At 69.6% G+C, this 12,606-nt stretch carries 14 protein-coding genes and 1 riboswitch; of the genes, 3 read left to right on the top strand and 11 right to left on the bottom strand.

Annotated elements, in window-relative coordinates; translation table 11 throughout:
* Positions 1–15 precede the first annotated feature (15 nt).
* Together ACFYRU_RS12655 and ACFYRU_RS12650 are read left to right on the top strand one after the other, a co-directional pair.
* Complete coding sequence (locus tag ACFYRU_RS12655; RefSeq protein ID WP_387656828.1) at positions 16–345, top strand: PadR family transcriptional regulator; 330 nt, start codon at positions 16–18, stop codon at positions 343–345.
* The gene (locus tag ACFYRU_RS12650; RefSeq protein ID WP_387656825.1) at positions 342–1,529 is read left to right on the top strand and encodes an HAAS signaling domain-containing protein; all 1,188 of its coding nucleotides are present in this window, start codon (positions 342–344) and stop codon (positions 1,527–1,529) included. Before ACFYRU_RS12655 ends, ACFYRU_RS12650 begins: the two co-directional genes overlap by 4 nt.
* Here ACFYRU_RS12650 and ACFYRU_RS12645 read toward each other — a convergent pair.
* The 8 genes from ACFYRU_RS12645 to ACFYRU_RS12610 all read right to left on the bottom strand — a co-directional run bounded on the left by ACFYRU_RS12645 (position 1,513) and on the right by ACFYRU_RS12610 (position 8,894).
* Positions 1,513–2,235, bottom strand: a complete 723-nt coding sequence (locus tag ACFYRU_RS12645; RefSeq protein WP_387656822.1) for a GNAT family N-acetyltransferase — start codon at positions 2,233–2,235, stop codon at positions 1,513–1,515. The two genes, ACFYRU_RS12650 and ACFYRU_RS12645, sit on opposite strands and share 17 nt — an antisense overlap.
* A 3-nt stretch (positions 2,236–2,238) precedes the next feature.
* Complete coding sequence (locus tag ACFYRU_RS12640) at positions 2,239–3,213, bottom strand: adenylate/guanylate cyclase domain-containing protein (protein WP_387656820.1); 975 nt, start codon at positions 3,211–3,213, stop codon at positions 2,239–2,241.
* Complete coding sequence (locus ACFYRU_RS12635) at positions 3,203–3,601, bottom strand: cyclic nucleotide-binding domain-containing protein (RefSeq protein WP_387656817.1); 399 nt, start codon at positions 3,599–3,601, stop codon at positions 3,203–3,205. The genes ACFYRU_RS12640 and ACFYRU_RS12635 overlap by 11 nt, the downstream gene beginning before the upstream one ends.
* Positions 3,602–3,731: 130 nt before the next feature.
* Positions 3,732–4,382, bottom strand: a complete 651-nt coding sequence (locus ACFYRU_RS12630) for a VC0807 family protein (RefSeq protein WP_387656814.1) — start codon at positions 4,380–4,382, stop codon at positions 3,732–3,734.
* Between the two features lie 65 nt (positions 4,383–4,447).
* Positions 4,448–5,035, bottom strand: coding sequence for a TetR/AcrR family transcriptional regulator (locus ACFYRU_RS12625; RefSeq protein WP_387656811.1), 588 nt, complete (start codon positions 5,033–5,035; stop codon positions 4,448–4,450).
* Positions 5,036–5,096: 61 nt separating this feature from the next.
* Positions 5,097–6,440 carry a threonine/serine exporter ThrE family protein gene (locus tag ACFYRU_RS12620; protein WP_387656809.1) on the bottom strand — a complete coding sequence of 448 codons (1,344 nt, stop codon included), beginning with the start codon at positions 6,438–6,440 and terminating at the stop codon, positions 5,097–5,099.
* Positions 6,430–7,401, bottom strand: coding sequence for a sugar-binding transcriptional regulator (locus ACFYRU_RS12615; protein ID WP_387656806.1), 972 nt, complete (start codon positions 7,399–7,401; stop codon positions 6,430–6,432). Before ACFYRU_RS12615 ends, ACFYRU_RS12620 begins: the two co-directional genes overlap by 11 nt.
* A 29-nt stretch (positions 7,402–7,430) precedes the next feature.
* A complete protein-coding gene (locus ACFYRU_RS12610) occupies positions 7,431–8,894 on the bottom strand; it encodes a DUF4038 domain-containing protein (RefSeq protein WP_387656803.1) in 1,464 nt (487 codons plus the stop codon).
* Between the two features lie 47 nt (positions 8,895–8,941).
* Positions 8,942–9,075: riboswitch (FMN riboswitch) on the top strand.
* 90 nt (positions 9,076–9,165) lie between these two features.
* Between ACFYRU_RS12610 and ribB the strand changes: the two genes are divergently transcribed.
* Positions 9,166–9,780 carry a 3,4-dihydroxy-2-butanone-4-phosphate synthase gene (gene ribB, locus ACFYRU_RS12605; protein WP_387656801.1) on the top strand — a complete coding sequence of 205 codons (615 nt, stop codon included), beginning with the start codon at positions 9,166–9,168 and terminating at the stop codon, positions 9,778–9,780.
* Here ribB and ACFYRU_RS12600 read toward each other — a convergent pair.
* From ACFYRU_RS12600 to ACFYRU_RS12590, 3 genes are read right to left on the bottom strand one after another with little or no spacing between them, the layout of a single operon-like run.
* Positions 9,764–10,732 (bottom strand): transketolase family protein, encoded by a 969-nt coding sequence (locus ACFYRU_RS12600; RefSeq protein ID WP_387656798.1) that lies wholly within the window; start codon positions 10,730–10,732, stop codon positions 9,764–9,766. The two genes, ribB and ACFYRU_RS12600, sit on opposite strands and share 17 nt — an antisense overlap.
* Positions 10,729–11,607, bottom strand: coding sequence for a transketolase (locus tag ACFYRU_RS12595; protein WP_387656795.1), 879 nt, complete (start codon positions 11,605–11,607; stop codon positions 10,729–10,731). The genes ACFYRU_RS12600 and ACFYRU_RS12595 overlap by 4 nt, the downstream gene beginning before the upstream one ends.
* Positions 11,604–12,599 (bottom strand): sugar phosphate isomerase/epimerase family protein, encoded by a 996-nt coding sequence (locus ACFYRU_RS12590; protein WP_387656792.1) that lies wholly within the window; start codon positions 12,597–12,599, stop codon positions 11,604–11,606. Before ACFYRU_RS12590 ends, ACFYRU_RS12595 begins: the two co-directional genes overlap by 4 nt.
* Positions 12,600–12,606: the final 7 nt, after the last annotated feature.

Below are 12,606 nucleotides of genomic sequence, written 5' to 3'. Positions count from 1 at the left end.
GTAGTCTGTTCTGCCGTGGACACGACCCAGTTGCTGAAAGGCGTACTCGATCTCGCCGTGCTGGCGGTCCTGCGGGACGCGGACGGCTACGGGTACGACGTACTCCGCCGGCTGCGCGCCGCGGGCCTCGAGGACGTGGCGGACGCGTCCGTGTACGGGACGCTGCGGCGGCTGTTCCAGGCCGGCGCGCTGACGTCGTACGTGCAACCGAGCGAGGAAGGCCCGCACCGCAAGTACTACGGGCTGAACAAGACCGGCCGTGAACTGCTGGCCCGCTCCACCGAGACCTGGACCCACTTCGCCGGCGCCATGTCAGGCCTGCTGGTGCAAAAGGAGGCCGCGTGAACACCGGGGCGCCGGCGATCTACCTCGCGCAACTGCGCGCCGAGCTCAGCGACCTGCCGCCGGGCGAACTGGAGGACGTACTGCAGGACGCCGGCGGCCACCTGAGCGAGGTCGCGTCCGAGTTCGGCGCCGAACCGACGATCAGCGACCTGCAGGACCGCCTGGGTACGCCGCGGCAGTACGCCGACCAGTTGCGCACCGCGGCTGGATACCCGCCGCGCACCGGGCCGGCCGGACAGACGCATCAGGATCGGCTGACCGCCGGATGGGGCGCGTTGCGCTGGGGCCTGATCGCGGCCACGGTCGGTCCGTTCTTCATCGCGGTCGGGATCTTCGCGTGGTCGTGGCGGGAGACGTCGTTCTTCGGCGTCCTCGGGTTCGGCATCTTGTTCGTCGCCGCGTTCCTCGGCATCCAGGCGCTCCGCGGCAACGATCCGCGGATCGTCCTCGAGACCCGCAACGGCGCGCGGTCCGCGGCCGCGCTGCGCGGGTGGATCGACCAGATCCCGCCGAACATCCGGCACGAACTGGTGACGATCGGCCAGCCGATCTGGTGGGTGGCGCGCGGGATGATCGGCGCAGGCGGGTTCTTCGCGCTGTTCGGGGCGCCGGCGGTCACCGTCGTCGGGGCGTTCGCGGGTGCCGCGGTGTCGATCTGGATCGGCCGCCGGACCCAGCAGGACGCCCGCTGGCTGTGGTACGTCGTACCGCTGAACGTGGTCGCCACCGTCGCGGTGCCGGCGTTCCTCGCGGCCGCGTACATGGGCGCGTCGTTCGGGTTCCTGAACCACTACCAGAACCGGTACGGCGGCAGCTCGGCGTACAACCCGCCGCGGAACGGGTTGCAGCTGAACGGTTCGACGGTGACGAACATCTACCCGTTCGATGCCCAGGGCAAGCAGGTCGACGTCCGACTGTTCGACCAGGACGGAAACCCCATCGACCTGGACCGGCTGGACTGCGCGGAGGCGTTCAAGCCGGGGCAACACGGAAGTACGACCAACCTGTTCCCGCTGCCGACGATCAAGCCGGACGAGAACGGCGTCGTCACCGACTCGAGGAACTGCAAGGACACCACCGAGGCGCCGTTCGCCGCACCGTCGGCGATCGCGACGACGCCCAGCCCGACTCCTACACCGACGCCCAAGCCGACTCCCAAGCCGACGGTCAAGCCGACGCGCTAGCCGCCGCCACCTCGCGGTAGGTGTACCCGAGCCGCCGGTAGACCGCGATCGCCGCCGGGTTGTTCCCGTCGACCATCAACGCGGCCCGCCCGTAGCTCTTCACCAGTTCCGCCGTCACGAACCCGGACACCCGCCGCGACAACCCCTTGCCTCGGGCAACGGGATGCGTGGCGACACCGGCGAGGAAGCCGATCGTCGGCGCGCTCCAGGCGTCGGCCGCGACGCTCAGCAGCTCATCGCGATCGCCCGTCAGCGCGGCCCACCGACGTACGCCGGGACGCCCGGGCCACGCGTACGACGACGGCGACGCCTCGGCCAGCAACTCCTCCACGCCGCCGTCCCCGTCGAGCCAGGCCGCGCTCGCGGTCACGTCCGGTACCTGGTCCGCGTCCATCCACCCGAACGCCGCCGAGAACCGCAACCCCGGCACACGTTCCGCCAGCGCGCGGATCAACCCCTCGTCCCCGAACGGCCGGTACGACGGACCGACCTCGGGCAGTACGCCGGTCACCAGGCGTACGGCGTCCTCGATCGAGCCGGCAACCGCGAGCCGGTCGTGCTTCGACACGTCCGGTGAGGCGACCGCCACCGCAGCCCCGTCACGCCAGGCGCGCGCCCCCGTGGTGAACCCCTGCGCCGCCCATTCGATGATCGAGTCGCCCTCACTCACCAGCGCCAACTCGGCCGGCATCCTGATCTCCCGCACGGATCAAACGCTATGTCCTCGTTGGATCGCGTACGGCACGAGGTGGCGGTAGCCGCGGACCGCGACCCGGCGGAGACGGTGGATGACGAACTCCGGGTTGCCGTCCAGGGCGGCGGCGAGTTCGCGGTCGGCGAGGACGCGGCCGGGTTTGCACTCGGTGGTGAGCCGGGCGGCCAGGTTGACGACCTCGCCGTACACGTCGCCGAGCCGGATCAGGATCGTCCCGTACGCGAGCCCGATCCGCAGCTCGGGCAGGTCCTCGTCGGCGCTCACCGCGTCCTGCAGCGCCAGCGCGACCGCGGCGGCCTGCGCGGGGGTGTCGGTGACGAACAGCACCTCGTCGCCGATCGACTTGATCACCCGGCCGCCGTTCAGCGCGACCACGTCGGCGGCCATTCCCTCGAACCGCTCGATCAGCTCGCCGAGCTCGGCCTCGGTCAGCCGCCGGGTGAGCCGGGTGTAGCTGACGATGTCCGCGAAGCCGACGGCCCGGACACCGCGCGCCAGCTCGTCGGAGCCCGCCACCGCGCGACCGGCGGCCGCGGCCAGGTGACGGCGCCAGACGTACGTCTGCAGGCGTTCCATCGCCGGCAGCAGCAGGCCCGCCACCTCGATCGCCTCGTCCGCGGACAGCTTCGAGCTGCCGAGGAACTCCAGGAACATCGCGGACTGCCAGGACGCCAGCCGGGACTGCGTCTGACCGAGCTTGCGGGCCAGCGAGGACTCCATCTCGGGCTCGATGAACCCGTCGTCCTCGAGCGCCGCGACCAGCCGCAACGCCTCGACGTCGTCGTCGGTGAACGCCACCTCGTCGTCCGGCACGGTCGCGAACCCGAGTGCGTGCCACATCCGCTCGGCGCGCTGGATCGAGATCCCGGCCCGCTCGGACACCTGGACCCGGGTGAACTTCCGCTCGCCGCCGAGCAGGGTCCGCTCGAACTCGCGCTGGACCGCCGCGAGATCAGGTTCAGGAGCCACCGCGGCGCTCGGCAATGGTGGCGTCGATGGCGTCCCGGAACGCGGGCAGCCGCCGGGTCAGGTCGTCGAACTTCTCCCGGGTGAAGTGCAGCAGCTGCAGCCGCGACTTCGCCGTGACGGTTGCCGTCCGCAACGTGTTCTTCCGGACCGCGACCTCGCCGGCGATGTCGCCCGGCCCGAGCTCGGCGATCTCCTGGCCCTTCTCCCGGACCGCGGCGGTACCGCTCAGGATCAGGTATGCCGCGTCCGGCGGTGTCTGCTCCAGGATCAGCGACCAGCCGGCCGGTACCGAAACCTCCTCGCCGGCCTTGAAGATGTCTCTGATGTCCCGTCCGGACAGATCCGCGAACAGCGGCAGGTCCCGCGGGGACGTCCTACCCAGTGCCACGTCGATCCTCCTCGTCGGCCCCCACTTCGGACCGCGCCGGCCCAGGCGGGCCGAGCGATGTTTCCAGTCGGTAACTCTAACGGCTGGAACCGGCCGGGGTCATCCGGTGGCCGAAAATCGACGAGGACGGTCATGCGAGCAGGTCGTTCTTGCGGGAGTAGATCATCATGAAGCTGTAGAGGAGTACGAACAACACGATCCACTGCACCGTCGTGGCGCCGGGCACCGCATCGAGCGGAAGGGCGCACGCGATCACCACGCGGACCACCGCGTCGAACACCAGGCCGACGCCCCAGACGATCGTGATCAGCCGGATCCCATGCCGGAACCGCGGCTCCCGCTCCCACCGGCCGGCCCACACCTCGCCGCCACCCTTGCCCCGCTTGGCCTCCGCGATCCGGCGCCCCATTGCCAACAGCAACGGTTTGCCCAGAGCAACTGTGCCGAGCATCCACAGGCCGCACAGTGCGGTGATCACCCCGTCCTTCGCGAGCAACATCCGCGGACTGTGCATCGCCAACGACGCGATCGTCCCGACCGCCAGCGCAACGATCACGAACACGGCCATCCAGTCGACCTTCCGCCCGCGGACAATCGAGTACACCGTCCGCACCACCGGAATCACCGACCCCGCCAGCGTCGCCCCCACCACACCGACTCCGGCCCGCCGTAACCCGTAAAAGATCACCAACGGCACCACCAGATCCACCAGCACCGGCGCCAGCACAGCCGCCCACCGAGCCTTCGGCTTCCCGCCGACCGGGTCAGGTCGGTCGGCCATCGCACCCTTCCCCGCAGCTCGGCGCGCAACGCCGGCTGCGTGAGCGGGGGTCCGCTCGCTGCGGCTCATCGGTCGCTCCGCGTCGCCCGGTGGAACATCTCCGTGAGTTCGTCGGCGTAGTGGGTGGGATCGGCGCCGGCGATCAAGCGGTCGGCCGCGGCGTCGATCGCCGCTCGTAGCGTGTACGCCATCAGCGTCGGGTCGAACGTACGGAAGGTTCCCGCGCGTTGACCTTCCTCGAACAGCACAGCCAGACGGGCGACGGCCGCGTCCGCCTCTTCGGTGGGGACGGCGGCGAAGACGATCTGCTGGACCGCGCGGACGTGTTCCGGGTGGTCCGCGATGAACTGGAGGTTGGAGCGGATGTACGCCGCCAACTTCCCGTCCGGCCGCGGTTCCGCGTCGATCGCCGGGCGCATCCGCTCCGCCGCGTCGGTGGTGACGCGGCGGAGGACCTCGGCGAGCAGCTCGTCCTTGGTCGAGAAGTGGTACGAGATCAGCCGCTTGCTGCTCAGCGCGGCCTCTTCGCAGATCGCCTCGTACGACGTCGCGCCGTACCCGCGCCGGGCGAGCACGGTGATCGTCGCCGCGACGATCTGGTCGCGGCGCGCCGCGGTACTCCGCGCGCGATCACCGTCCTGTTTTATCCGCATGAGTAAAAGTTACCCAGACGGATAACTCAGGTCAAGCCAGAGCCCGTCGTCGGGCGATCGGCTAGGCCGCCCGGCGTCGCCGCCGGGTGCGGCCGGTACGGCGGCGTACCGGGCGTCGCGGACCGACCAGGCGGGGTCCGGCCAGGCGGTCCTCGAGGCGGCGGGCCTCGCGACGGATCGGCTGCGCGACGTACTCACCGAGAATCAGCCCGGACGCGAGCGCGACACCGATCGCGACCGCGGTGGTGAGGCTGACGATGCCGATCAGTTGACCGCCCGCGGTCAGTTCGTAGAGCCCCTTGTAGATCGTCAGTCCCGGCAGCAGCGGGATCGAGCCGGCGACCACCACGACCAGCGGCGGTACGCCGGTCCGCCGGCCACCCGAGTACCCGCCGAGACCGACGACGAACGCGGCGGCTGCGGTGGACCAGGCCGGACCGAACGACGCCCGCGTCATCAACGTGAAGATCAACGAGGCCAGCGCACCCATCACCGCGACCGGCAACAGCGCGCGTAGCGGCGCGTACGACGCGTACGCGAACGCGACCGCCATCACCGCGCCGGAGATCACCATCACCGGGAGGTTCGCCAGCTGGATCGTCTGCGGCTCGATGCCGACCTTCAGACCGAGTCGCAGCCCCAGCGCGAGGCCGAGCGAGACGCCCGCGATGATCCCGCCGGTGAGCAGCATCGCTTCGAGGCTGCGGGCCGCGGCGGTCACGTAGTACCCGGTGATCGCGTCCTGGACCGCACCGGTGAGGGCGATCCCGGCCAGCAACATGATGATGCCGGCGGCAACTACCAGGGACGGTTTCACCGGCGCGTGCACGGCGTACAGCACCAGCGCGACCGCGGTCGCGACGAACGCGCCGGCGACCTGCTGGTAGAACGCGGGCAGCCGCTGCCGGTTGAACCACCGGTTGTTCAGGTCGATCACGACCGCGGTCAGCACCGCGACGAGCGTGATCAGCCAGCCACCGCCGAGCAGCAACGTCGCGCCACCGGCCATCACGCCCCACGCCAGTACCGCACTCCACCGCGGGTACGGCGGACCCGCCGACGTCAGCCGGGCCAGCTCGCGCGACGCCTCCTCGCGGGTCAGCTCGCCGCGGGCGAAGCGCCGTACGAGCCGATCGACGTCGGTCAGCCGGGAGAAGTCCTGCGAGCGGTACCGGACCAGGCGGATGTGCGTCTCGGGCGCGACGTCGGGCGCGGCCTGGTACGAGACGGCCATCGACGTGAACGTGATGTCGACCTCGCACCCGCGCAACCCGCCGGCCGCGGTCACACCGAGGATCGTCGCGGTCGCGTCCGCCGTACCCGCGCCACTCGACAGCAGCACCTCACCGACCCGCAACGCCAGGTCGATGGTCGAGTAGACCTCCCGTTGTTCCTCAGGCTGCATCGAGAAGCCGGTGGGCCATTGCGAGGTCGGTGATCAGGATGTTCACCCAGCCGCCGAGGAGGGCGGCGCGGATCGCGGAGTACTTCCGCTCGCCGCCGGCCACGCCGATCCGGCGCGGCACCGCCAGCAGCTCCTTCGCGGTCACCCCGATGACCCGTTGGTCGAACGTCGAACGCACGAGCTTTCCCTCTTCGTCGAAGAACCGGAAACACACGTCCCCGACAGCCCCGAGCCGGCGTAGCTCGTCCTGATCCGCCTCCGCGACCGCGTTGCCGCTGCGCTGCAGCAGCGGCGACGGCTCCAGGCTGCCGATCCCGACCAGGGCGTCGGTGAGTTGTCCCCACGTGCCCAGAACGTCCCGAACCGACACGTCGCTCATCATCGCCCGGCGGACCGCGGGGGTGCCGACCAGACCGGGCGCGGGCAGGTAGACCGGCATCCCACCGGTCAGCTCCGCGAACCGCGCGGTCAACCGGGTGGCCTGCATCTGCACCGCGGCGTCGCCCAGACCGCCGACGATCTGCACCACCTTGTCCACCACCGGGACGCTCTTGCGCGGCATCCGGTCGACGGCCGAGATCAGCGTCTCGCTCCAGGACGAGATGCCGACCACGTGCCCGCCGGTGAGCGTCATGTCCAGGTACGCCGCCGCGCCCGAGCCGAGCGCGGGCAGTACCTCGTCGCCGGCGCTGTCCACGACGACCGCGTCGCGCAGCCCGTACCGGCCCTGCAACTCGTCCTCGAGGTCGCTGTGTACGCCGCTCGGCATCGTCACCACGGTGTGCACGATGCCGACCTCGACGGCCTGCTTGAGCATCCGCGAGACCCGCGCCTGGGACAGGTTCAGCTCGGCGGCGATCTGCGGCTGGCGGATGCCCTTCTCGTGGTACATCCGCGCCACCTTCGCGAGCAGCCGCAGCTCGTCCAGCCCAGGCCGGCGCACCGCGCGGTTGCTGTTCACGACACCCCTCTCAAGACGATCAAACTGGACTATAGGCAGATGTAGACCCTCGGTGCGCCACCTGCGTCCGGCAATGGACTGTCCGGTGTGTCCCGCTTCCCGGTCGCCACCACCGAGCCGTCCCGCGGATCGACGATCGTGTACGCCAGCGGCACCGTGTCGTCGAAGACCATCACCGGGCCGCCGTTCTCGCGGTACACGATCAGGCCGCCGTCCTTCGTACTCAGCGCGCGGCCGGAGATCACCCGCGTCCAGTCCGGCTCCATGTCGGTGGTGGGCAGGCCGGCCAGGATCTTGCCGAGCATGCCGACGTACGAGGAACCCTCGAAGGCGACGGCCTCGCGCCAGCCCGCGCCGGGCGCCAGGAAGAAGTCCGAATGGCCCGGCTCCTCGGGATGCAGGCGCCACTGCCAGAGGCTGCCGGCGCCGTAGACGACGCCCATCGTGCCGCCCGCGCACAGATTGCTCCACGCCTCGTGGCCCTGCCACCAGCCCTCCGCGACGCCGGTGCGGCCGGTGTGCTCGTACGTCGGTTCGCCGTTGGCCACTGCCTTTACCGGGTGGTTGCGCCACATGTCGGCGACGCGCTCGGGGACATGTTCACCGGTGTGGCCGGTCTGGCACCACTGGAAGTCGAGCCAGTCCGCGTCCTGGTGGGCGGCGGCGCGGATGTGCGGGCGGTAGTGGATACCTGTCGGTTGGTTGTAGCAGTCGGTTTCGTGTACTTCGACGCCACCGGCTGCGACCTGCGGCTCGGTGCCGGCGCCGTCGCCTCCGACCAGGTAGATCGCCGGCTGGGCTCCGTACCGGGCGACGAGGTAGCGGCAGTAGGCGGCGTACTCCTCCGGCGGTACGACGGTGCCCGCGACGTCGAGGCCCTTCCAGCCGAAGCCGTGGAAGACGGGCTGCAGTACCGGGACAATGCCGTGCTCCACCAGGGTCCGGAGCAGGTCGTCGAGGTACTGGAAGTACTCGAAGTTCATCTGGTTGAGGTGACCGTCGGACAGGTCTTCGAACGCGACCGCGAACCCCTCGTCTTCCGTGCGGTCACGCGGACCGACAGCTCGCATGTCCGGTTGCACCGTCATCAGCAGGACTGCGTTGAAGCCCTTGGACTGTCGGTCGGCGGCGTACTCACGTACTTGGTCGGGGGTGGCACGCCACGGGAGCGCCCAGGCCGTGTCGGCCACCATCACCGCTGGCGTACCGTCCGCATGCACGAGACTCCGCCCACCGGCCGACATCTTCCAGAATCCGTGTGCGTAGAACGGATTGCTCTCCCCCGCGGCGGCAGCCTGCACCTCGAACTCACCCGCCGCGTCCCCGTCCACCCACCGCCACCGTCCAGCAAGCGGTCCCGCAAACCGCACCTTTCTCCCGGCGCCGTCCCGGAAGGTGGGCCGCCGGAGCGCCAGGCCGGACTCGTGTTCGAAGTGGACCCAGTCGGACGTTGCCGGGAGTTCGATCTGGTGCCAGACGGATGAGATGGACATGACACTCCTGGGGTGCTGGTTGCCGTTAAGCTGAGCAAGAGAAGAACACACGTGCTCTGGGGTCGGTGAAATTCCGAGCCGGCGGTGACAGTCCGCGACCCGTGACTTCGCAAGAAGGAGCGGTTGACCTGGTGGAACTCCGGGACCGACGGTGAAAGTCCGGATGGGAAGACGCACGTGGCAACCGCACGTCCCTTTGAAGCGAGGGGCGTGAGGTTTGTCGTTGCCCCCGGAGTGCCAATCGGTTGCACTGCCCGAGAGGACAACGATCGTGAGCACCCTTACCAGCCTGGACACCATCGAACACGCCGTCGCCGAGCTCGCCGCCGGCCGACCCGTCGTGGTCGTCGACGACGAGGACCGTGAGAACGAAGGCGACCTGACCTTCGCCGCGTCCCTCGCGACCCCCGAACTGATGGCCCTGCTCGTCCGCCACACCAGCGGCTACGTCTGCGCACCGGCGGCGGCCGAGGTCCTGGACCGGCTCGAGCTGCCGCTGATGGTGCCGGACAACCAGGACAGCCTGCGTACGGCGTACACCGTCTCGGTGGACGCGGCGACCGGCGTCGGTACCGGCATCTCCGCCGCGGACCGGGCCCGGACGGTTCGCGTACTGGCCGATCCCTCGGCGCAGCGCGCGGACCTGATCCGGCCCGGCCACATCCTCCCGCTGCGGGCGGTCGACGGCGGCGTCCGGCAGCGCCCCGGCCACACCGAGGCCACTGTCGAACTCGTCCGGCTGGCGGGCCTGCCGCCGGTCGGCGTGATCGGCGAACTGATGAACGACGACGGCACGCTGATGACCGGGCCGGACCTGCGCGCCTTCGCCGACGCTCACGGCTTCGCCATGGTCTCGATCGCCGATCTGGTCAGCTACCTGTCGTGACGAGCTTGCGGGCGGCGTCGGCGATGCCGTCCGCGGACAGCCCGTACCGGTCCAGCAGGTAGCCGGCCGACCCGGTCGGCGCGAACTCGGGAAACCCGAGGATCGTCACCCGGGCCGGATGCTGCTGTACGACGGTCTCGGCCACCGCGCCGCCGAGACCGCCGGCCGCCACCGCTTCCTCCGCGGTCACGATGCCGGCCGTCTCCCGCGCGGCCGCAACCACTGCCTCGGTGTCCAAGGGCTTCACCGTCGGCATCGACAGCACCCGCGCGGAAATCCCTTCCGCGGAGAGCTGTTCGGCCGCGGCCAGCGCCCGCCACAGCACGGTCCCGTTGCTGATCAGCGTCACGTCGTTGCCGTCGCGGACCGTGATCGCCTTGCCGAGCTCGAACGAGTAGTCCTCGGCGTACACCTTCGGCACGCTCATCCGGCTGACCCGGATGAACACCGGTCCGTCCACGTCGGCCGCCCAGCGCAGCGCAGCCGCGGTCTCGATCGGGTCGGCCGGCACGATCACGGTCATGTTCGCGATCGCCCGCAGCCAGGCGATGTCCTCGATCGAGTGGTGCGTCGGCCCGAGTTCGCCGTACGCGACGCCGGGGCTCATCCCGCAGAGCTTCACGTTCGTGTTCGAGTACGCGACGTCGGCCTTGATCTGCTCGAGCGCGCGGGCGGTGAGGAAGCAGGACGCCGCCGACACGAACGGGATCCGGCCGCCGTTGGCGAGTCCGGACGCGACGCCGACCATGTCCTGCTCGGCGATCCCGACGTTGATCAGCCGGTCCGGGAAGGCCTTGCGGAAGCTGTTCAGCTTGCTCGATCCGACCGAGTCGTTGACCACGCCAACGATCCGGTGATCGGCCTCGGCCAGCTCGGCGAGCGTCTCGACGTACGCGTCCCGGCAGTCGTACCGCGGCTGGTCCGCGATCGAGGGTCTGTCGGTGACGGTCATGCCAACTCCTTCAGGGCTTGGGCGAACTCAGCGGCATCGGGTACCCGGTGGTGCCAGGCGACGTTGTTGCTCATGAACGAGATCGGGTGCCCCTTGTGGGTGTGCGCGATCACGAACGTCGGCTTGCCCGGCCGGAACGGGACCGCGGACAGTACGTCGAGCAGCTCCCCGTGGTCGTGACCGTTCACCTCGACCACCGCGAACCCGAAAGCGGCCGCCTTCTCCGGCAGCGGATCGAGGTCGTTGGTCTCCTTGGTGGTCGCGCCCTGCTGCAGCCGGTTCCGGTCGACGATCACGGTCAGCCGGTCCAGCTGGTACTGCGAGGCCGCCATCATCGCCTCCCAGTTCGAGCCCTCCTGCAGCTCGCCGTCGCCGACCAGGACGTACGTACGCCGCAACGAGACATCGAGCTTCGCCGACAGCGCGTGCCCGACCGCGACCGGGAGACCGTGACCGAGTGGGCCGGTGTTCGCCTCGACACCGGCGACCTTGTTCCGGTTCGGGTGCCCGTTCAGCGCGGACAGCGGCTTCAGGAACGTCGCGAGCTCGTCGACCGGCAGGAAGCCGAAGGCCGCCAGCGTGGTGTAGAGAGCCCCGGCGACGTGGCCTTTGCTCAGGATGAAGCGGTCCCGCTCGGGGTCGTGCACCGTCTCCGGCGAGATGTCGAGCACCGCGCCGTACAGCGTGGCCAGGATGTCGATCGCGGAGAAGTCGCCGCCGATGTGGCCGGCGCCGGCGTGGTGGACCAGTTTGAGGTCCTGGATCCGGATCTGCTTCGCGGCCTCGGCGATGTGCGCGATCTGCTCGGTGCGACTGCTGTGGGCCGGCAGTCGCCCGAGCACCGGCATCGTCGTGTGCTCGACTGTCAGCGTCATACGATCTCCGCCATCGAACTCAGCAGGACCTTCTGCACCAGCTTCTGGGCCGCCAACGCGTCGTGCGACGCCTGCGCCGCGGCGAGTGCCTCGTCGTCCAGTACGTCGAGGGCGTGGTGGACCGCCTTCAGGAACGTGATCGCTTGCTTGGCGGCCTGCACGCTGTCCTCGCGGAACGGGAACTGGTCGAGCTGCCAGACGCCCTCCCAGTTGTTCCGGCGCAGCGTGTGGAAGAACTCGAACGTCTCGACCAGGTGCACCGAGCCGACGACCATGTCGTCGTCCCAGCCCTTCATGTTGTCGTTGACGTCGATCGCGAACAGCCGGTTGTAGTCGATCGCCAGCTGCGCCGCGTCGGCCGGCGTCTCCTGGCCGTACAGCGAGTGCCCGAAGTCGAGCAGGATGCCCAGGTTCGGCAGGCCGATCTTCTCGATCCCGAGCAGGGTCCGCGCGACGTTCGGGAAGATGATCTTCACCCGCGGCTCGCGCGGCTTGTACTCGATCACGAAGTTGATGTCCGGGTGCGCCGACACCAACTCCTTGAGCCCGTCCAGCGCCAGGTTCCAGATGTCGTGGTAGTTCACCTGGAACGGGTAGTCCCAGCCGTCCTGGCCGGGCCACAGCTTGACGTACGAGCAGCCCAGGTCCTTCGCCAGCTCGGTTGCCTGGTGCAACAGTTCCAGCGCCTGCTTGCGGACGCCGGGGTCCGGGTTGGTGAACGAGCCCTTGACGAAGTCCTTGGTGTAGATCTCCGGCGTGATCGCGATCGCCTTCAGGTTGTTCCGCTGCAGCGCGGCCTTGACGTCGTCGAGCGTCCCGTCGTACCCCGCGAACGGCCAGTTCAGGTCGACCACCGACAGGTCGCCGACGGCTCCCGCCCGGTCGATCTGCTCGAGCAGCCCGACGGGTTCGCCGTACCCGTCGGTGGCGTAGCGGTCCTTGTACGTCGCGAAGTGCCAGATACCCGCACCGAAGACCGGCATGTCAGTCATATCGTTT

Origin of the sequence: Kribbella sp. NPDC004536 (assembly GCF_042873835.1) — a bacterium.
Taxonomy (GTDB): Bacteria; Actinomycetota; Actinomycetes; order Propionibacteriales; family Kribbellaceae; genus Kribbella.
This window is presented reverse-complemented; position numbering and strand designations above follow the sequence as displayed.

Coding starts and splice junctions, on each gene's coding strand:
- ACFYRU_RS12630 (WP_387656814.1), bottom strand. CDS start 4,382: ATGGCCGACCGACCTGACCCGGTCGGCGGGAAGCCGAAGGCTCGGTGG.
- ACFYRU_RS12625 (WP_387656811.1), bottom strand. CDS start 5,035: ATGCGGATAAAACAGGACGGTGATCGCGCGCGGAGTACCGCGGCGCGC.
- ACFYRU_RS12620 (WP_387656809.1), bottom strand. CDS start 6,440: ATGCAGCCTGAGGAACAACGGGAGGTCTACTCGACCATCGACCTGGCG.
- ACFYRU_RS12610 (WP_387656803.1), bottom strand. CDS start 8,894: ATGTCCATCTCATCCGTCTGGCACCAGATCGAACTCCCGGCAACGTCC.
- ACFYRU_RS12600 (WP_387656798.1), bottom strand. CDS start 10,732: ATGACCGTCACCGACAGACCCTCGATCGCGGACCAGCCGCGGTACGAC.
- ACFYRU_RS12595 (WP_387656795.1), bottom strand. CDS start 11,607: ATGACGCTGACAGTCGAGCACACGACGATGCCGGTGCTCGGGCGACTG.
- ACFYRU_RS12590 (WP_387656792.1), bottom strand. CDS start 12,599: ATGACTGACATGCCGGTCTTCGGTGCGGGTATCTGGCACTTCGCGACG.